This window comes from Streptomyces sp. JLBT605, from assembly GCF_058215555.1.
The window spans coordinates 578,789-597,068 of sequence record NZ_CM177087.1; the positions used below are offsets into that span (position 1 = coordinate 578,789).

Annotated in this window: 15 protein-coding genes; all 15 read right to left on the minus strand. The window is 73.8% G+C overall.

From position 1 onward, the window contains the following. Genes AC4BDD_RS02765 through AC4BDD_RS02835 form a run of 15 tightly spaced genes read right to left on the minus strand, consistent with a single transcriptional unit; the run spans position 1 to position 18,280 of the window. A complete protein-coding gene (locus AC4BDD_RS02765) occupies positions 1-1,140 on the minus strand; it encodes a hypothetical protein (RefSeq protein ID WP_490689358.1) in 1,140 nt (379 codons plus the stop codon). Further along, on the minus strand, positions 1,137-3,128 hold the full coding sequence (locus AC4BDD_RS02770) for a hypothetical protein (RefSeq protein WP_490689359.1): 1,992 nt from the start codon (positions 3,126-3,128) through the stop codon (positions 1,137-1,139). The genes AC4BDD_RS02765 and AC4BDD_RS02770 overlap by 4 nt, the downstream gene beginning before the upstream one ends. Before the next feature lie 2 nt (positions 3,129-3,130). Then, positions 3,131-4,324, minus strand: a complete 1,194-nt coding sequence (locus AC4BDD_RS02775) for a hypothetical protein (RefSeq protein WP_490689360.1) — start codon at positions 4,322-4,324, stop codon at positions 3,131-3,133. 16 nt (positions 4,325-4,340) lie between these two features. Then, complete coding sequence (locus AC4BDD_RS02780) at positions 4,341-6,332, minus strand: phage tail protein (RefSeq protein WP_490689361.1); 1,992 nt, start codon at positions 6,330-6,332, stop codon at positions 4,341-4,343. After that, entirely contained in the window at positions 6,329-8,377 is a 2,049-nt protein-coding gene (locus AC4BDD_RS02785; protein ID WP_490689362.1) for a putative baseplate assembly protein, read from the minus strand. The genes AC4BDD_RS02780 and AC4BDD_RS02785 overlap by 4 nt, the downstream gene beginning before the upstream one ends. Continuing rightward, positions 8,374-10,323 (minus strand): putative baseplate assembly protein, encoded by a 1,950-nt coding sequence (locus tag AC4BDD_RS02790; protein WP_490689363.1) that lies wholly within the window; start codon positions 10,321-10,323, stop codon positions 8,374-8,376. The genes AC4BDD_RS02785 and AC4BDD_RS02790 overlap by 4 nt, the downstream gene beginning before the upstream one ends. Beyond that, on the minus strand, positions 10,320-10,742 hold the full coding sequence (locus AC4BDD_RS02795; protein WP_490689364.1) for a GPW/gp25 family protein: 423 nt from the start codon (positions 10,740-10,742) through the stop codon (positions 10,320-10,322). The genes AC4BDD_RS02790 and AC4BDD_RS02795 overlap by 4 nt, the downstream gene beginning before the upstream one ends. Beyond that, complete coding sequence (locus AC4BDD_RS02800; RefSeq protein ID WP_490689365.1) at positions 10,739-11,440, minus strand: phage baseplate assembly protein V; 702 nt, start codon at positions 11,438-11,440, stop codon at positions 10,739-10,741. The genes AC4BDD_RS02795 and AC4BDD_RS02800 overlap by 4 nt, the downstream gene beginning before the upstream one ends. Next, a complete protein-coding gene (locus tag AC4BDD_RS02805) occupies positions 11,437-12,618 on the minus strand; it encodes a phage late control D family protein (RefSeq protein WP_490689366.1) in 1,182 nt (393 codons plus the stop codon). Before AC4BDD_RS02805 ends, AC4BDD_RS02800 begins: the two co-directional genes overlap by 4 nt. A gap of 10 nt (positions 12,619-12,628) precedes the next feature. Next, positions 12,629-13,300, minus strand: a complete 672-nt coding sequence (locus AC4BDD_RS02810) for a CIS tube protein (RefSeq protein ID WP_490689367.1) — start codon at positions 13,298-13,300, stop codon at positions 12,629-12,631. Then, a complete protein-coding gene (locus AC4BDD_RS02815; RefSeq protein WP_490689368.1) occupies positions 13,297-13,482 on the minus strand; it encodes a putative phage tail protein in 186 nt (61 codons plus the stop codon). Before AC4BDD_RS02815 ends, AC4BDD_RS02810 begins: the two co-directional genes overlap by 4 nt. A 5-nt stretch (positions 13,483-13,487) precedes the next feature. Beyond that, positions 13,488-14,006 (minus strand): phage tail protein, encoded by a 519-nt coding sequence (locus tag AC4BDD_RS02820; RefSeq protein WP_490689369.1) that lies wholly within the window; start codon positions 14,004-14,006, stop codon positions 13,488-13,490. Beyond that, positions 14,003-15,526, minus strand: a complete 1,524-nt coding sequence (locus tag AC4BDD_RS02825) for a phage tail sheath family protein (RefSeq protein ID WP_490689370.1) — start codon at positions 15,524-15,526, stop codon at positions 14,003-14,005. Before AC4BDD_RS02825 ends, AC4BDD_RS02820 begins: the two co-directional genes overlap by 4 nt. A 1-nt stretch (position 15,527) precedes the next feature. After that, positions 15,528-15,983 carry a phage tail protein gene (locus AC4BDD_RS02830; protein WP_225830072.1) on the minus strand — a complete coding sequence of 152 codons (456 nt, stop codon included), beginning with the start codon at positions 15,981-15,983 and terminating at the stop codon, positions 15,528-15,530. A 32-nt stretch (positions 15,984-16,015) separates the two neighbouring features. Next, positions 16,016-18,280, minus strand: coding sequence for a phage tail sheath C-terminal domain-containing protein (locus tag AC4BDD_RS02835; protein ID WP_490689371.1), 2,265 nt, complete (start codon positions 18,278-18,280; stop codon positions 16,016-16,018).

An 18,280-nucleotide genomic window follows, 5' to 3' on the forward strand; every position in this document is an offset into this window, starting at 1 on the left:
TCAGCCACCGCCGTTCGTCGCCGCGACCGTCGCCAGGACGAGGAAGTCGACGGCCCCGGGCCGTTCGGTGATCGGGGCCGTCGCGTTGAGGGGATCGTACAGACGGGCCCGGCACCTGACCCTGCGGTCGCCGTCCACGGCTGCCTCCACCGTGCTGACCAGCGTGGAGCGCGTCGTGGTCGGCGGGATACGCGGGGTCAGCTGGACATGGATCACGACCCGGCCGTCGGCGATCTGCTCCGGGGTGACGCCGGAGGGCAGCGGGAGCAGCATTCCGTCGGTGGCCGCCCCGGACGTCACCAGGGTGCTGCCGGCCGGCATCCGGCCGCTGAAGCTGCCCTCGATGGTGAGGTTGCCGTTGGCCGCGAGGGTCATCAGCGGGGCGACCGTGCCGCTGCCCTGGTAGAGGCCGAAGACCAGGCTCGGCTTGTCGCCTCCGGAGAGTACGAGCGCGGGCTTGCCTTCCTGGGCTGCCGGACCGGTGCGCAGGGTCAGCGAGCCGGAGCGGGCCGAGAGGGTGTCCGCGCGCACGCCGGCGAAGCGCACCCCGATCCCGCGCGCCTTGGTCTCCACCCCGCTGAAGTGGCCTTCCGTCCAGCGGACGTAGCCGAGCAGGACGAGCCAGCGGGAGGGGGGATCGGCCGGCGGGGCACCGACGGCGGGCGGCCGCTGCTCCTGCACCAGCCGCTCGTCGCCCAGGCGCCCGAAGAGGATCTGGGAGGACTCCTCCACGCGCGTGCCCGTGGCGCTGCCGGCGCAGGGGACGGGCCCGGCGGTCTGGGCGGGCTTCCGGTCGGCCGCGGTGAGGAAGACCGGGTAGGGCTCGTCCGTCGGCTGGTCCGCGCCGTTGACCTCCTCGAAGTCGCTCTCGCGCAGCACGACCGGCTCGGTGACGACCACCTCGCGGCCGGTACCGTCCAGGGCGATCCCCGGCGCCACGCTCACTTCGACATAGCGGGCGCCCGTCAGCGGGTCGGTACGGGGCGCGGTGAGCAAGCCGAGCCCCTCGGCGATGCCCCAGTCGTGCAGATGGCGTGCGTGCCGGACGGCCAGGCCGCGCGCGTACTCCACCGTGGCCGACAGGTCCGCGGCGGCCAGCACCTGGCCCTCGTGGAAGGTGGGGCGCAGCGGGCCCGTCATGGCGTCTCCCCGGACTTCGGGCTACGGGAGGGACGGGCGCGCTTGGCGGGCGGCTTGGCCGGCGCGCCCTGACCGGGCGGTTCGCCAGAGGTGTCGTCCGCCCCGTCTTCGAGCTGGGCGAGGCGCGCGGCGAGACCTTCCGGAACCTGCGCGCTCAACCTGCCGACCTGGCTCTGCGCGCTGCCCAGTTGCGCGCGCAGTCCCTCCAGGGTGTCGGTCAGCTCCGCCACTTGGGTGCGCAGCATCGCCATCTCGTGGATGCTGTCGGTCACTTCGCTGGGCGTGGTGTAGACCTGCTCGTGCAGCGCCTTCGGCGGCGTCTCCCCGGGCGCGGGGGTGAGCAGCAGGGACAGCATCTCCTCCAGGTCCCCGGTGCGCGGCCAGTCGCCGAGCAGCCCCTCGACGTACGGCCGCACCACGTCCCCCTCGGGCGGGAGCGTCGGCTTCCGGTGGAGCGGCAGGGGTTGGCAGCACACCCGCTCGGAGAGTTCGCGCAGCCGGTAGAGCTTGGGCAGCCACTCGCCGTACGCCGATCCGCCCGGCAGCACCTGTTCCCGGGTCGCCGAGCACACCCGCACGACATCGCAGCCGTCCAGCTCCAGGTGTGCGAGCAGCACGTCGGTGTCCGCGCAGTCCCCGCACGGCGGGTTGAGCGTGGCGCACGCCGCGTCGGTCAGGAAGCGCCGCAGCGCGACGGTCAGTACCGCCGCCGCTTCGGCGATTGCCTGTACCTCGGCGATGGCCGCCTTCTCCGCGCTCTCCGGGGGCGGGGCCGGCAGCGGCGGCGGTGCGTCGGCGGCGGCGATCTCCGCGCGCAGCCGGCAGTCGCCGATCTCGCCGATCTGGTCCAGGCGGCACAGCAGCCACTCCCGGATCAGGCCGAGGTCCGCCCGGAACTCCACCCGCAGGGCGTGGCTCAGCGGGGTGCCCTGGGCCAGCATGCGCACTTCCAGGGGCGCGTCCGGATCACCCCGTTCGGGCACCACCCGGGCCGCCGTCTCGGTGCGGACCGCGCGGGCGAGGGTACGGCGCAGCGGATCGGGCCAGGCCGCTTCGGTGTCGGTGCCGCCGAGCCGGTCGCAGGCGGTGCCCAGGACGCCGCGGGCCTCCCGGACGGTGGCGAGGTCCGGGTACTCCCGGGTGAGCCGTTCCTGCCCGGCGGGGTCGTGGGTGTCGTACCGGGCCACGCAACTGGCGAGGGCGCGGACGTGCTCGGTCATCTGGCGGGCCGCCGGCGGTGGCGGCGGGCCCTCGCCGCCCGCGTTCTCGCGCAGCCAGGCCAGCGAGGCGGCGTACCGCTGGGCGTCGGCGGCGTCGAAGCGGAAGGTGCGGCCGGTGGAGGCCGAGGCGCTGGTCAGGGCGTCGATGTAGTGGCCGAGCCGCCGGTCCCGGGTGCGGGCGCGGTCGGCCCGTGCCAGGTCGCCGATGGTCGCGAGCAGCCGGGTGCCGGGGTTGTGGCGGTGGTCCTCGAAGTCGTCGCATCGGACGACGAAGCGGAATCCCTCCTGGATACGGGAGGGCACGCAGCCCGGCGAGGGGCAGGGCTCCTCCGTGGCGTACGGCGCCACGGGCTCGATGGGGAGCTCCTGGTAGCGCACGTAGAGGCCGTAGCGGCGGCCGCCCTCGTCGTCGCAGTCCTCCCCGCAGTCCACGCCGAGGGCGTTGATGCGCTGCTCCTGTACCAGGGCCCGCACGTCGACCTGTTCGGTGCAGGGCACCACGATGTCGTTGCCCGCGCAGTCGAGCGCGTGCCCGGGATGGACCGCCACGGTGCCGCCGCCACAGGGGGCGCAGGTGACGCCGAGGCCGCAGATGACACCGGGTCCGTACAGCGAGCGGTTGTGCAGCCGGCTCTTCGCGGTCATGTAGTCGACCAGCAGACCGAGGTCGTCCTCGGTCAGCAGCTGGCCCGCGAAGAAGCGAGGGCGCACGAAGGCGGAAGTCCGGGTGGCGTCACCACCGCAGCCGCATCCGCAATCTGTTCGCATGATCAGCGCTCCTTAACGAAGAACCAGCTCTCGAAGACGTCCCCGCCCGCCCCGGTTCCGGACGTCCAGGGACCGATGCCGGACGGCGGTGTGTCGCAGCCCTCGCGGGCCGCCGGCTCGTCCGTGCAGGCATCGATGGTCGGTACCCGTCCGCCGACATGGGTGCCGTCGACCGGGCGGCAGCAGCGGTCGAGGAGGAACGCGGCGCGGACGGTGATCATCACGCGGTCGCCGTCCTGCAGCGTCTCGCGCGTGGTCTGGCGGTAGCGGAACTCCTGGGTGAACTCGCCGCATTCGTCCTGCGGTTCGGCGAAGGCTCCGCCCATGTACCAGCTGGAGGCGTTGCGGCCGCTGCCGCCCTCGATCACCTGGAGCTCCACCACGCCCGGTTGCAGCGAGTCGGTGCGTACGCCGGCGGAGAACCGCACCACCAGCCCGCCGTCCTGGTCCTGGGTGCCGAGGAGGGCCTTGGCCTCGTCGATGGTGTACGTATGCCCGTGGATCCAGTTGACACCGGTGATGACGGTGGGCAGATGGCGGCCGAAGGGGCGGCGCACGTTCAGGTGGATCCGGTCCTGGCGCACCGGCTCGTGCCAGTCCACGTAACTGATGCGGGCCAGCCACAGCACCGTGTGCCCGCAGGCCGAGCAGCAGGTGTCGCAGCGCTCGTCCACCGGCGGCTCGCAGCCGGTGACGACGACCTGGTAACACTCCTCCGTCCAGCCGAACTCGCAGTCGGACGTGTCCGCGCAGGCGTCGTTGTAGACGGCGCGGGTGGGCTCGACGGGCCGCTCGGCGTACCGGATGCCGACCCATACCGTGTCGGTGTCCCGCTCCTCGGGGCTCAGCGCCTTCCACAGATCGATCGCGCAGCCGCCGCGCACCACGACCTCGTTGCCCTCGCAGTCCACGGCGAGGCCGGGGGTGATCCGCACCTTGGCCCTGCGCCGGGTGTGCCGCTGCTCCGCGTCGCCGTCCTCGGTGCAGTCGCCGTCCCACGGCACCGGCTCCACGAACAGACCGCACACCACGCCGTAGCCGAGCAGGCAGCGCATGCGCAGCTTCAGCTTCTCGCGGTGGTACTCCTGTTCACGCTGGAAATCCCTGGCGCCCAGCATCTGGCCGTGGAAGTACCGCAGCCTGCGCAGCGGCGGCGCGTCGAACCCCGCTGTCGCCTGTGTCCCTGTCTCCGGCATCGCCTCGTCCTCTCCATCACACTTGCGTATGCACACCGACGGCGGAGACGACTCCCACACCCACCCCTCGGCGCAATCCTCTGGGTCCCGGCCTGAGCACCCCGTCGCGGTCCAGCCGCAGCGGGTTCGCGCCGCCGAGCACGGGCGGCGGAAGCGGGACGAACGCGGTGTCCACGCCGACCGTGGACCGGGAGCCGACCACGAAGCCGGCACCGCCGGTCCGGACCGACCCCACCGTGTGTGCGGGCGCCTGCCGCTCCACCAGCCGGCGCAGCGCCTGCGGGTCCGCCGATCCGGCGGGCAGGAGCACCCGGAACCGGTGCGCGTGCTGCGTGAGCGGATCGCTGTCCGGGTCGCCGAACGCGCGCAGCGGCGCCGCGCCCAAGGCCGAGCCGCCGACCCGGAAGCGGCCCGCCGAGCGGCCGAACAGCCGGACCGCGCCCAGCGCTTGGTCCGGTCCCGGTCCCGGCGCCGGGGCCGGCCCGGCGCGGCCGACGGCGGCGGCGCGCAACTGTGCCCAGCGGCGGTCCGTGGCCAGCTCGTCGATGACCGGGGCCACCCCGAAGACGATGCGCACCGCCTCCTTGAGCGCCCAGGGCGTCCCGCGGCGCCGGTACAGCTCCGGGGCCGCGGCCAGCAGCGCGCGCCGGGTCCGCGCGTCCCAGCCCGCCTCGAACGACAGGCCCAGCAGCCCGGCGAGCCACGGCAGCACGCGGTCCGGGACACCGGCCGGGTCGAGCAGGGCCGGGTACCTCTCGATGACCCGGTCCAGCTCGGCGAAGGTGGCGTCGAACAGCGACAGGAAGCGCTCGGTGAAGTCATCGGCCGCGGGGTCCTGACGGAAGGCGGGTGGCAGCAGCTCGGCGCTGGTGGCCCGGGGGAAGTCCAGCCGTATCCGGTGCACGACCGGGGTCGCGCCGCCGTCGCCCGTCAGGCGCAGGCGCAGCCGCAGGAAGCGGCCGGGCGGCTGGTCGATGAGGAAGTCGGTGACTCCCGGGGCCGATGCCTGCCAGTCGCTCTCCTGGTACCGGCCGTCCTCGGTCACCACGATCTCCACGGCGACCGCGGTGCCGGCGGGCACGTCGGCGTCAACGCGTACGCGGTGCCAGCGGCAGCGCGAGAGGCCGCTGTCGATCAGGGTCGTGAGGTAGGAGCCACTGGTCAGGTACGTGTCGGTGCGCGGCGGCATGGGGTCCCTGGGTACGCCCCGCCAGGTGTAGCAGTGGGCCACGGGCCCGTCGGGGCCCTTTTCGGCGAGGCAGAACCCGTCCTCGTCCACCGAGGCGAGCGCGGACGGCGCCAGGGCCGCGGCCAGTTCCTCCGCGGTGGCGGGGCGGAAGGGACGGTCCTGACCGCCCCGGTGGATCCGCAGCCGGCCGCCGTCGTCGGTGAGCAGCCAGATGCTCCGCTCCGGTCCGGTGCGCAACCCCATGACCTCGCCCCGCGCCCCGGTGCGCAGCGCTCCGCGCGGGCCGCCCGTCGAGTCGAACCGGCGCAGGTCCGTGCTGCCCTGACAGGCGACCAGGACCTCGTCGCCGGGCCCCAGCGCGGCCCACCTCGGCCGCCGTACCCGGATCACCCCGGCGAGCTGGGCGCCCTCGCGGCGCCAGACGAGCACCCGGTCGGACTCCACCACGGCCAGCCGGTGTCCGCGCGCGGCGACCGAGACGGGCTCGCGCAGCGGGCCGGGGTCGCAGTCGGGCGGCCATACGGGTGTGAAGGCGCCGGTGCACACCTCACGCCGGAGCAGCCGCCGCTCCTGGGGAACGAGCAGGTACCAGCCGCACGGTCCGCAGCCGGGCGCCAGGCGCGGGTCGGGGAACCACGGCAGCAGCTGGGCCCTGGTGGGGCCTTCGGGGGCCGGCCCCCGGTAGGCGAGCCGGACGCCGGCCGGGTCGTCGAATCCGACGATGCCCCCCGTGCCCGGCTCGCTCCCGTCGGAGCTCTCGTCCCAGCCGACGTAGCCGTCCAGGAGACGGAAGGTCGCGGGGTGCGGTGTGCACGTCATGGCCGGTCTCCTACCGGGATCAGCAGCGGGCGCTCCGGCCAGACCAGGTCGTGGGGTCCGATCGCGTGGTCGGTGCAGGGCGGCAGCCGCATCCCGTCGACGGTGAGCGAGAGCCGGGCGACGCCCAGCACCCCGTCGACCGCGAGGAGGCGCCGGACCAGTGCGGTGTGCCGCAGCGCGCCGCCGAACGGCCAGCCCGCGCCCTCCTCCCCGCCGCGCAGCGGGTCCAGATAGGTGCGCACGGCGTCGCCAGCCCTCGCCAGGACCACCGCCCGGTCGAGGTCCGGGTCGAGGGCGACCCACGACTCGACGGCGACCCGGCGGTACGGCGCGGGGGCCGCGACCACGGTGACCCCGGCCGGGGCGGCCTCGCGGGTCAGGAAGTCGGCGACGGCCCGCAGCGTCGCGGCGGTGGGGACCGGCGGCTGACCGCTGTCGTCGCCCGGCGGCACCACCAGGACCCCCACGACGCCGGGGATCGGCGCTCCGGCGAAGTCCGGGTGCAGCCCGGGCACGCCACGGGCGCGGGCCACCGACGCGCCGGGCGCGCGGAGGGCCAGCAGCCCGTAGTCGGCCGGGGCCACGGCCCGGCCCCGGGCGCGCAGTTCGCCGACGCCGCGGCGCATCGCGTCGGCGTCGGGTTCAGCATCGGTGCCTCCCGAGGCCGGGAAGGGGTTGTTGACGCCGATGACGTGCGGCAGGGCGGTCACCACGGCGTTGACGGCGCCGGCGCGCACGGCGCCGGCGCTGCCGCCGCCCACGCGGTAGCGGACGGCGCGGACGTTGCGGAATCCGGGCGGTACGGCCGCGCCGTGGACGCCGTCGCCGAAGGTCACTTCGCCGCTGCCGTGGTCGACGGTGAAGACCCGGTCGTCGGCGCCGTAGCCGGCCAGGCTCTCCGCCTCCCGCCAGCGGGAGGCGGTACCGGCGGTGGTGCCGAACACATCGGCGCCGGGATCGTCGTCGACCTCGATGACCACGGACCCGGTGAGGATGGGCGTCTGGCTGAGCGTCATCCGGCGGCGGCCTCCCGCCCCGCTGTCCCCACTGTCCTGGGTTGGCTGCAGCGGCTCGTCCCTGATGGTGCGGGCGGCCGTGGCGGAGACCATGTTCAGCCGCAGTCCCGAGAGCACCGGCGCGGGTCCGTCGAAGGCGCCGTGCGCGATCCGCAGCCGCAGCCAGCGCAGCGGGGGGCCGGGCCGGGCGCCGGGCGGGCTGCCCGGCGCCCATGAGCGGGGGACCCGCAGCTCCACGGTGCCGCTCGCCCGGAACGCGGCCGTGGAGTCGCGCGCCGGCTCGGCGGGGACGAGCCGGGTGCCGTCCAGCACGTCCCACAGCAGCAGCGGCGCGGGCGGCAGCGGCAGGGGCACCAGGCCGCCGGAGTCCGCGGGCGCGGGCGGGGCCGCGACCACCACGAAGCCCAGCGACAGGCGCGGGTAGGGGGCGGCCGTCCCGGCGAGCCCGATCCACAGGCCGTTGCCGGGCTCCGGATCGCGGCCGAAGGGCGCGAACGGACGGCTGGGCCCCGCCGGTCCCAGCGGCAGGGTCTCCAGCGTCCCGCCCTCCTGTACCGCGAGGGCGGCGAGGGTGGCCGGGGTGGCGTACAGGTCCTGGTCCGTCTCGTACACCACCTGCCCCGCCGGGCCGGAGGCCGCGCTCTGGAACCCGGCGGGTATCAGCACGGAGGCGCCGTCCGGCGGGTTCACGGTGAACTCCAGCAGGGCGGCCGCCGCTCCGGCCGGGCGCCGTCGCACGCCTGCCGTCGCCAGGTGTTCGGCCAGCACCTTCTCCGGCAGCCGGTTGACGCGCGTGAGCGCGGGTTCGGCCTGGGTGCCGAAGAGCCGGACGAGCGCGACGCCGGCGTCCTGGCGGTCGGGATCGGTCCAGTCCGGGGTGTATCCCGCGATCCGGCCGCGCACGCCGGCCCGGACCGCCTCACGGGTGGCGTCGGTCAGCTCGGGCTGGAGACCGGTCGGTCCGGGGCCCGGTACCACCCGCCCCTCCGGCTCGCGGGCGGCCTTCTCCCACCACACCTCGCCGGTCATGCCAGCCCCTCCCCCGGTTCGACGGCGGGCACGAGCCGGGTGCGGACCGCCCGCAGGACGGGTAGTTCACCCGGCCCGAGCGGCACGTCCCGGCAGGCTTCCTCCGGGTCGGCCCCGTCCAGGGCGATCGCCACGGCGGAGACGTCCGCGAGGTCGCCCAGCGCGCGGGCCGCGGCCCGCAGCAGCGCCGAAGGACGCAGCGGCCGGCCGAACGGCCAGCCGTCCTGGTTCTCGCCTCCCACCAGCGGGTCGAGGAAGCGGCGCAGCGCCCCGGTGAGCCGGTCGGTCACCCGGGCCCGGTCGGCGGGGTCGCCCGACAGGTCGACGCGCAGCGCCACATCGCGGTAGCGGGGCGCGCGGACGAAGACCTCGCAGGTGAGCAGCCGGGCCTGCTCCAGCCGGGTGGCGACCGCGCAGAGCATGCCCGGGTCGGGGTGCGGCGCGGCGACGAAGTCCTCACCGGCCAGGTCGTCCCGGGGCACCGCCGGGACGAGGTGCACGGTCACCGCGGCGGGCACCGCGGAGCAGGGGAAGCCGGGGTGCTCGCCCAGACAGGCGTAGGCGCGGGCGACGGCGACACCCGGTGTCGTACGGGCGAGGGTGACGTAGTCCTCCGCGGTGACCGCACGGGTCACCTCGCCGAGCGAGGCGGCGGCGCGCTGCCGCGCCTCGGTGACGGTCTCCGGGTCGGCGCCGCCCTCGGCGCGTACCAGGTTGACGGCGGTGATCGCCGATGTGGAGTCCCCGGCCGGTGCCCAGTTCGCGGTCATGCCGCCGTTGCCGTCCCGGCCGCCGCCGACGGCGTAGGTGACGCTCGTGTCGTGCGTGTCGTGGCCGGGGCGGGGGATGCGGCCGGTGAGTCCGTCGCCGAAGACCAGCGCGCCCTCGGTCCGGTCGAGCAGGAAGATCCGGTCGGCCGGCCCGCCGAAGGTGAAGTCCGGCACCGGCCGCCACTCCTCCCCCGCGAGCCGCAGGCTCGCCTGAAGGAGCCGCTCGGCGGCTTCGGGCAGCACCAGGTGCGAGCCGGGCAGCTTGAGCCAGGCGTCGATCTGCTCCTGGAGTTCGGCGCCGCTCGCGGTGCGCCACCGGCGGTGGTGCGCGGCGGAGACGTTGACGGCGAGCTGGAGCAGGCGCGGCGGGGCGGCGTGGGTGGCGGCCGGGGTGGACACCCGGATTCCGCTGTCCTGGGTGGTCCAGCCGGCGGGCGGGTGGAGCCGTACGACTCCGGACCGCCTGAGTCCGGCCGTGCCGTCCTCGACCTTCTCGAACTCGCCGCGGACATCGGTCCCGGGCCGGAACCAGGACCAGGTCAGCTCGGCGGGGGGCGGCACGTCGGCGGCCGCGCCGGGCAGCCATGCCGGCGCGGAGGCGGCCGGCGCGTCCAGCTCGAAGAGCAGGCTGAGCGGACCGGGCGCCGGATGCGCGCCGGTGAGCGGCAGGGTGAACCGGACCCGCGCGGGGGCCCCGTCACTCGCCAGGAGCGGGACGCCCCGGCGGGCGGCCAGATCCGCCGTACGGTCGCGGTCGGTCCGGACGGTGGCCTGCGCGCCCTCGGCGAGCGGGAAGACGGCCACCTCGTCGTCGAGGGTGAAGACGAGCTGCCCGGCCGGGTCGCGGGTGAGCTCGGTACCGGCGGGGACGACCGGGACGGCGGTGCCCGCCCGCCGGGCCGCGACGCACAGCACGGTGGCGGCGGGCCGGGCGGGGCGCGGGGGCTGAAGGCCGAGCAGCCGCAGCACGGCGACCACGAGCGCGTCCGGCACCTGGTCGAGCCAGTACAGCCGCTGTTCGAGGAGGTAGGCGAAGAGTTCCAGGAGGGTGACGCCGGGGTCGACGGGCGCGTGCAGCGTCCAGGTGCCGTCCGACTCGGCGGGGATCCGGCGGCGGATGGCCGCCAGCATGTCGGCCCAGGTGAGGTCGTCCAGCTTGGGCGCGGGCAGGGTCATGGCGTCCTCCCCGTGGGGCCGGTGGGGCCGGTGAGCCCCGCGTAGAACGGGAACACCAGGTTGGCCTTGGTGTTGCTGCGCCGGATGCGGTAGACGACCGAGACGGTGATCCTCGACGGGTCGGCCGGGTCGGCCTCGGCGCGGACCTCCTCGAGCTCCACCCGGGGCTCGTGGGTGCGGACGGCGGCGGCGATGGAGTTCTCCAGGTCGCGCAGGTTCTGCACGCTGCCGGGCGCGAAGACCAGCTCATGGGCGCGCGTGCCGAGTTCGGGCCGCATGACCCGCTCGCCGGTGCCGGTGAGCAGCAGCGCCCGCAGGCAGTGTTCGATGCTCTCCTCGCCGACGGCGTACCCCAGCCGCCCGGACGCGTCGGGCAGGATCGGGAACCGCCAGCCGGTCCCCAGGAACTCCTCGCTCATGCCGTCCTCGCCTTCTTGGCCAGTACGGCGGGGGTGAGCGGCGGGGTCGGCGGGCCGGTGGGCCCGGCGGCGGACGGGTGGGTGTGGGTGTTGAACGCCTGGAGCAGCGCGTTGCCGAGCACCAGGGGCTCGGTGGCGCCGCCGCCGAGGTCGATGGAGGGGGAGTCGACCGTCACCTTCGGCGCCTTGAGCGTGATCTCCCCCTGCGCGGTCACGGTCACGCTGCCGCCCTCGGCGGCGGTGATCCGGATCGCCTTGCCCTGGTCGTCCAGTTCCACCGTGTGCCCGGCGGCCGTGGTGATCCGCACGGCGGCCTTGGACGGCGTGTCGTCCAGGAGCACCTGGTGGCCGTGCCTGGTCCGGATCACCTTCTGGTCGCGGCCTTGGGTGCGGGCGGTCGGCGGCTTGTCCTTGCCGTTGTAGAGGCCGCCGAGCACGATCGGGAACCGCATGTCCCCGTGGACGAAGGCGACGAGGACCTCGTCGCCCTTCTCGGGCACGAACACGGTGCCGTAGCCGTGCCCGGCGTACGGCTGGCTGACGCGGATCCAGTCGGTGACCGTGACGTCGTCGAACCAGGGGAACTTCAGCTTCACCCGGCCCTCGTCGTCGCCCTCGTTCTCCACGACCAGCGCTTCGACGACGCCGTAGTAGCGCTTGTCGGTGCTGCGGGCTCGCGGTGTGGTCCTTGAGGTCACTGGTCCCCCTGGTGGATCCGCCGTCCGGTGAACTGGGTGAAGAACCCGCTGGTGTTGAGCGTGTGCTCGACCCGTTTGACGAAGTACATGCCGGAGAAGCGGCGCCCGAGGCCGAAGATCTCCAGGTTGTCGCCGGGCCGCAGCTCGGGCAGGCCGGCGACCTTGCCGGTGGCGGTGATGAACTCATAGGCCCGCTCCCGCAGCAGGCTGATCGCCAGTTCGCGGGCCTCCTGGTCGCTGCCGACCGGTGCGTCCACGAGCACCTCCTGGCGGCCCTGCAGCGTGGACTCGGCGACCTGCGGCCCGCTCTGCCCGTCGGCGGTGTTCTGCCCGGCCGGCAGGTTCTCCGCGGTCGCGGTGAACGCGATGGGCTGCTTGGTGCGCGGGTCCCAGCCGCGCACGGTGACCTTGCTGACCTGCTGGGAGACGGTCAGGGTCGGGGTGAACTCCAGCAGGTTGGGGATCAGCCCGGCGGGCTGGGCGGTGGGTCCGGTGGACAGCCCCGGCGCGTAGGCCAGCCGGTACACCCGGATGGGGCGGCTGTCGCGGCCGTCGGTCGGTTTGATGAAGTAGAGCGTGTCCTCGCCGGACTTGGGGTCCGGCAGGATGTAGCAGTCGAAGTCCAGCCGCTTCGCCCGCTCCAGCAGGAACGTCGCGTCGTCCTGGTTCTTCTGCACCACCCGGTCGTGGGTGGGCCCCTCCCGGGTGACCTCCACGCGGAGATGGTTGCGCTGGGCGATCTGCTCGGCGATCCGCCAGTCGGGCTGGTTTCGGTAGATCTTGGTCTCGTTCTCGGTGGGCTTGCGGTCCTTCAGCCGCAGCAGCCCGTCCACCCCGCTGACCTGGACGGTGGGGGAAGCGCTCTCGGTGAACTTGGGGCTGAGCGTGGAGATGGTCCCGGTGGCGACGGTGAGCAGCTTGTCGGCGTAGCCGAGCCGTACCGAGACCCGGCCGCCGAGCCGGAAGCTCGGCGAGTCGCTGTGCTTGAAACGCAGGTCGGCGTCGTCCCAGTTGTTGAGCGTCAGGTCGAAGCCGGACATCTCGTCGATGTCGCGGTTCACCTTGATGTCGATGATGTCGTTCTTGGTGGACGGGTCCATCTCCAGGCCCTCGATGCGGACCTCGAACTCGGGCGCGTACCGGTCGGGAGAGGCGACCTCGGGGGTGGGGGTGCTCATCACGCGCTCCTCACGGCAGCCGGGGCACGGTCAGCACCCGGCCCGGCCGCAGGTCCCGTGGATCGGTGATGCCGTTGGCGCGCGCCAGTTCCCGCCAGGCGTCGGGCCGCCGGTACAGGGCGCTGGAGATGGAGCTGAGCGTGTCGCCGCGGCGCACCACATAGCTCTTCTCCACCGTGGGCGAGGAGCGTGGCGTCTCGGCGACCTGGAGGGCGGCCGGGCGGAATTCCTTGAGGCTGAGGTCCAGCATGGCCCGCAGCGGTACGCCGTCGGGCCGGAACAGCTGGTAGTTGACGTCCAGTTTCTCCACGACGCCGGTGAAGACCTCCTCGTCCCACACGAACCGCACGACCGGCGGCGCGTGTTCGCGGCTGTCGGGCCGCAGCAGGTTGCGCAGTGCGTCGACGTAGGTCTTCCGTACGTTCTCCAGGGTGTCGGAGGTGTCGACGAGCGCCTGGACGGTGAGGGTCTCGGAGCCGCCGCGCACGTACTGCAGGGGCGGGGTCTCCAGGCCCGGGATGGTGATCTCGGCGAAGGTGTTGGACTTGCTCAGCTTGTAGTCGGTGGGGTTGAACCGCAGCGGGATCCGCCGCCGCCGCTCGTCGGCGATCACCGGCCGGACGATCTCCAGGCGGGCCTGGGCCGCGCCCTGGCGGGCGAAGGACACGGGCGTCACGCTCACGGCAAGTCCTCCCCGTCCCCGAAGCGGCGTTCGGCCTCGGTGTGCGCGGCGCGGGCGCAGGCGTCCTCGTACAGCTTCGACCAGGCCTGGATGTGCTTGTTGAACAGGCGGGTGAAGACGGCGCCGTCGTCGCCGTCCACCTGGAACCGCACTTCGAGATGGTGAATGGTCACCTTCGCCACGGCGGTCACCTCCCTTGGTTCCGTCGCGGCAGGGCGCTCGCCGGGATGTCCCCCAGGACCTTGGTCAGTCCCTCGTGGGCGATCTCCAGCGACTCGATGGCGATCGCGTTCTGTTCGCCGTGCAGGTCCGGGCCGGTCCACTTGGCGGCGAGGCCGCCGTGGAACGCCCAGGCGGCGGCCGGCAGCCCGTCCGTGCCGAGGACGATCACCGCGCCGTCGCGGCGGGCGCCCAGCGAGTCGGCGAGCCCGGCCTGGTACCAGGCCCACAGGCCCGGGTCGCGCACCACGCCGCGCTTGAGGGTGATCCGGCTCCAGGAGTGGCGCAGCGGCAGCTGGTGCACCGAGTCGTTGCGTCCGCCCTCCGGATAGCTCACCACCTCCAACTGCGCGCCCAGGCCGGTGACTTCCTGGAAGGCGCCGGAGGCGGCCAGGGGCAGCAGCAGCGCCTGCGCGGGCGGCAGGTAGGCGTCGCCGGGGTCGAGGGTGACCAGGAAGCGGTACTTCGGCAGCGGGTCGGTCTTCATGCCTCGACCACCTCCAGACCCCTGTCCTGGCCGAGTACCAGGCGCAGCCGGATGAACTCCATGGGGACGGCCGGGGCGACGTCGATCTCGCAGACCAGTTGCCCCGGGTCCTGCTCGGGCGGGTTGTTGGTGTCGTCGCACACCACCAGGAACGCCTCTTCGGGCCGCGCCCCGGCGAGCGCCCCGGCCCGGAAGGCGGAGAGCAGTACCGAGGTGATGGCTCGCACCAGGGTCAGCCGCAGCTCCGCTGAGTTGACGTCGAACACCAGCGGGCCCGCCACCCTCCGGATGGCGCGGACCAGGAGGTGCACGAGGCGGCGGTGCGCGATGTAGCGGGTGCGGGGGTCGGCGGAGAGGGTGCGCCCGCCCCACACCATCAGGCCCCGCCCGCGGGTGCACCGCACCAGGTTCAGCCCCGCGTCGAACAGCCGCAGCTGCTGCGGCTCGGGGAGCTCCTCCGCCAGGTCGACCGCCTCAAGGATCACGGCATTGGCGGGCGTGTGGTGCGCTCCGCGCTCGCCGTCGAGGCGGGCGATGACGCCCAGGACGTGCCCGGAGGCGGGGACGGTGCGCAGCCCGTGCCGGTCGGGGGTGCGCAGCGCCGGGTGGTAGACGGCCGCGCAGTCCAGAAGCCGGCTGTCGCCGGTCGCCGTGAGCGACCCCGCCCAGTCGACCACCTCGTCGACCGAGGAGAGCCGGGGCGGTACGTCCAGGACGGCCAGCCGGTCGTGCAACGGGGCGACACTGCGCAGCAGGGTGAGCACCACCTCGGTGTGCGCGCCTTCCGGCAGGTCCGTGCCGAGGTCCGGCAGCGCCACCAGCGCCGGTTCCGGGAGTTCGGCGGTCACGGCCACGGCGTCCTCGTACCGGCCGCGGGTGGGCGCGGAGTCGGTGCCGCCCGCGAGCGTGAGGTCCCAGGACAGCGAGATCGGGCCGGGGTGCCCGGGCGGCGGCGGGGGCCCGTCGGGGACCAGCCGGATGAGACGGGACGCGGCCAGCCGGTCCGCCGCTTCGGCGGGCGGCAGGCCGGGGAAGGTCTCCGGCGGTTCGCCGGGCACGGTGACCCGTACGCGCACCGTCGGCGGTCCGGCGACCGTGCTGGCCTGGTAGCGGATGGCGACCCGCCCGCCGTTGGCCCAGACGCCCGGGCTGGTGGCGACCACCCGGTAGCGCGTGGCGGGGAATCCGCTGATCGGACCGACCGTCCACCGGGTGCGGGCGGTGGTGGCCGGCCCGGACACCCGGAGCACCCAGGCCGTGCGGCCGCCGTTCTCGAAGAAGCCGCGCAGGGCGTAGGGGGTGGCGAAGGCGCCGGCCGGGGGGTTGCCCCTGCCCGAGGAGCTCGGCGGAGGCCCGAAGACGCCCACGACGTCGTTCCAGCTCTCCACCCGCACCGGGACACCGACCGGGCCCCGGCCGAGCCGGCCGAGGAACGCCGCCACGTCCGTGCGCAGCGGCTCCGCCTCGGACCCGCGCGGTGGGTGCGTCAGGGACACCCCGGGAAGCGCTTCAGTGGTCATGTCAGACGTCGATCTCCAGCTTCTCGACCGCGAGGACGAGCGTCTCCATGGCGATCTCGTTCTTGGTGGCGCTCAGGGTCGGGCCGGTGTACTTGGTCGGCCAGCCGCGGTCGAAGTTCCAGCGCATGGCCTCCTGGCGGTTCTCGTCCAGCAGCACGATCGAACCGGAGGTGCGCCGCACCTTGCCGTTGAGCGCCTCGACCACCCAGTTCCAGAAGCCGACATGGCCGGTGATGCCGCGCTTGAAGGTGAGGTTGGTGTACTTCTTGAGCCCCGGGATCTTGCGGACGGTGATGTCCTCGCTCCCGTTGCGGTACTCGATCGGCGGGATCTCCAGCTCGAGGCCGCTGGCCTCGGTGAAGGACCCGCTCACCGCGACGCCGTCGTCGCTGACGTTGGTCACGATGATCTGGAAGTTGTAGGACGCGTATGGGTCGTCCCTGGTCACGGGCGGCATGATGGCCCCTCCTCAGTCCTTGAGTGGGATGCTCAGGCGAGCTGGGTCTCGCGGGTCTTCTGCTGGATCCGGAAGATCACGAACTCGGCGGGGAAGACCGGCGCGACGCCGATGACGCAGATGAGCCGGCCGCCTCCGAGGTCGTCCTCGGTCATCGTGGTGCGGTCGCAGGCGACGAAGAACGCCTCGTCGGCGGTGGTTCCGGCGAGCGCGCCGCTGCGCCAGACCGTGGTCAGGAAGTTGGTGACGGTCTGGCGGACCAGGGCCCACAGCGACTCGTCGTTGGGCTCGAAGACCACCCACTGGGTGCCCTCGTCGATCGACTCCTCCAGGAAGAGGAAGAGCCGCCGGACGTTGATGTACTTCCAGGAGCTGTCCGAGGAGAGCGTGCGCGCGCCCCATACCCGGTGGCCGAGGCCGGGGAAGTACCGCAGCGCGTTGATCCCCTTGGGGTTCAGCAGGTCCTGGTGGCGCTTGGTGATGTCCTGCGCGAAGCCGTCGGTCTGCCGGATGCCCCGGACGACCACGTTGGCGGGTGCCTTGTGCACACCCCGCTCCACGTCCACCCGGGCGTAGATCCCGGCCATGTGGCCGGACGGCGGCACCTCGACGTCGCGGTTGGTGGACGGGTCCCGGGTGACCAGCCACGGGTAGTACAGCGCCGCGTACTTGGTGTCGAAGGGCTCGCGGAACGCCTGGATCCCCTCGATGTCCAGCCCGTCGCGCGGGTCGAGGATCGCGAACCGGTCCTTGAGCAGTTCGCAGTGGGTGACCAGGCTGGATTCGACCGTGCCGGACCACATGCCGGGTACCGCGCAGACCGCGACCTCGTCGATGTCCTCCAGCGCGACGATTCCGGTGCGCCGCCCGCTGCCTCCGTCGGTGCCGACGAAGTCGGCCACGCTCAGGGACTCGTAGGCGTCGTCGCCGTCCGCCAGCGTCAGCCAGGAGCCGATCGCGGGCACCGGGAACTTCGTGGGGTCGGTGGACAGTCCCGGCAGCGCGGTGGCCCGGATCAGCTGCGACCGGCCGGCCAGGGCGGTCACCAGGTTCGACGGGGCCTCGCCGGTGAGCCGCAGGCCCGGGAAGGTCTCGGTGACGGTCGTGCCTCCGGGGTCGGTGAACCGGGTGCTGACCTCGGCCTCGATCAGGTGGATCCGGTCGGTCTCGAAGAACGTTCCGGGTACGTCGCGGTCGAAGGTGACGGCGTCGCCGGCGACCGTCTCGACGTTCACGGCGGTCAGGGTGGTGCCGTCGTCGAGTTGGACGACCGCTCCCCCGTACAGCCGGCTCGCGCCGCCGACCCTGAGGTTCCGCCCCGCCGCGAGGTTGGCCCGCCGCACCCGGCGCACCGTGAGTCCGGTCTCCCACTCCGGATGGGTGGTACCCGCCGGGAAGGTCAGGGTGACCTTGCCGTCCGCGGGCGGGCTCGCCTGGACCTTGAACCGGGCGGAGCCGATCTGGGCCCAGACGTCATCGGGCAGTTCGTCCGCGGCGAGCCCGGGCGCCGCGGCCACCTCGACCGTCTCACTGTCGGCGGCCGCGTCCGCGACGAGCCGTGTGATGAACAGCGGCCCCTCCTGCGGGTCGGGCAGCACCGGCAGCGCGGCGCCGACCATCGGCTGGACGCGGACCTGGACGCCGGCGCCCCACGCGCCGGGGCTGACGGCGGACAGCCGCAGCGTCTGCTCGGTGGAGCGCGCCCCGACCTGGACAAAGTCCCCGCGGGCCGTCCTGACCTCGGCGGTGAGGGCGGCGTCCAGCGTGACGCGGCGGGTGGCCATGTCGTAGGCGGAGACCGTGGCGGTGTGGATGGCCTGCTGGTCGTCCCCGCGGAAGATCTCGATCCGCTGTCCGACACCGGTGAAGCCGACGAGGTGGGCGAGTTGCAGGCTGGTCGCGCCGCGTGCGGCGTCGGTGGCGATCCGGCTCACCAGGCCCTGGGCGAGGGTGCCCGAGGCGGGCTTCGCGGCCGCGCTGGCGACCCGCTTGACGTAGAGCCGCTGACCGCCGTTGTCGAAGAAGCCCTTGACGGCCAGCGGGAACAGCCACCAACGGCCGCCTTCGGCAGGGTTGTCGGCCCACGCGTCCCGCACCGAGACCTCCGGCTCGGGCAGGAAGCCGCCGAAGGTGTTCTGGAACTCCAGGAAGTTGGTGACCAGTTTCGGCTTACCGGTGTACGGGCCGCGGGCGGTGACCCCGACCATCCCGGCGGTGCTGGTGCTCACCCCCGCGATCGGCCGCGGCCCCGCGTCGATCTCCTCCACATAGACCCCGGGGCTCAGATACTCGGCCAT

Coding starts and splice junctions, on each gene's coding strand:
- AC4BDD_RS02765 (WP_490689358.1), bottom strand. CDS start 1,140: ATGACGGGCCCGCTGCGCCCCACCTTCCACGAGGGCCAGGTGCTGGCC.
- AC4BDD_RS02770 (WP_490689359.1), bottom strand. CDS start 3,128: ATGCGAACAGATTGCGGATGCGGCTGCGGTGGTGACGCCACCCGGACT.
- AC4BDD_RS02775 (WP_490689360.1), bottom strand. CDS start 4,324: ATGCCGGAGACAGGGACACAGGCGACAGCGGGGTTCGACGCGCCGCCG.
- AC4BDD_RS02780 (WP_490689361.1), bottom strand. CDS start 6,332: ATGACGTGCACACCGCACCCCGCGACCTTCCGTCTCCTGGACGGCTAC.
- AC4BDD_RS02785 (WP_490689362.1), bottom strand. CDS start 8,377: ATGACCGGCGAGGTGTGGTGGGAGAAGGCCGCCCGCGAGCCGGAGGGG.
- AC4BDD_RS02790 (WP_490689363.1), bottom strand. CDS start 10,323: ATGACCCTGCCCGCGCCCAAGCTGGACGACCTCACCTGGGCCGACATG.
- AC4BDD_RS02795 (WP_490689364.1), bottom strand. CDS start 10,742: ATGAGCGAGGAGTTCCTGGGGACCGGCTGGCGGTTCCCGATCCTGCCC.
- AC4BDD_RS02805 (WP_490689366.1), bottom strand. CDS start 12,618: ATGAGCACCCCCACCCCCGAGGTCGCCTCTCCCGACCGGTACGCGCCC.
- AC4BDD_RS02820 (WP_490689369.1), bottom strand. CDS start 14,006: ATGAAGACCGACCCGCTGCCGAAGTACCGCTTCCTGGTCACCCTCGAC.
- AC4BDD_RS02825 (WP_490689370.1), bottom strand. CDS start 15,526: ATGACCACTGAAGCGCTTCCCGGGGTGTCCCTGACGCACCCACCGCGC.
- AC4BDD_RS02830 (WP_225830072.1), bottom strand. CDS start 15,983: ATGCCGCCCGTGACCAGGGACGACCCATACGCGTCCTACAACTTCCAG.
- AC4BDD_RS02835 (WP_490689371.1), bottom strand. CDS start 18,280: ATGGCCGAGTATCTGAGCCCCGGGGTCTATGTGGAGGAGATCGACGCG.